The 336-nt window shown below is 64.6% G+C and carries 1 protein-coding gene; it reads right to left on the bottom strand.

Annotation, left to right across the window (positions count from 1 at the left end; translation table 11 throughout):
* The coding region (locus L981_RS33070; RefSeq protein ID WP_043627327.1) for a glycosyltransferase at positions 1–336 on the bottom strand (336 nt) is incomplete at both ends.

Raw genomic sequence — 336 nt, 5'->3', positions numbered from 1 at the left:
CAAGCGCGTCGCGCTGGGCTTCCAGCGCTTTTCTCGCTTCGCCTTCGCCCCAGATGACGAGCTTCCATTCGGGGTGGTCGGCGGCCACCTTGGCGAAGGATTCGAGCAGCAGGTCGAAGCCTTTTTGCTCTGTCAGCCGGCCGACAGCGGTGAGCACATTGTTGCCGCGCTTCTTTTGCCAGCCGGTTGGCAGGTTGATGGCATTGGCGATCACCCGCCCGTGGCGGCGAACGTCCGGCGGGAAATAGTCGAGGGCCCCCCTGGTCATGGTCACCAGCGCAAAGGCGCGCGGGTAGAGGCGAAGCTGCAGCCATTTCCAGAAGGGGCCGAAGGGCT

The organism is Ensifer sp. ZNC0028 (assembly GCF_000799055.1).
Lineage (GTDB): Bacteria > Pseudomonadota > Alphaproteobacteria > Rhizobiales > Rhizobiaceae > Ensifer.
The sequence above is the reverse complement of the archived record's forward strand: the minus strand, read 5'-3'. Positions and strand labels throughout refer to the sequence as shown.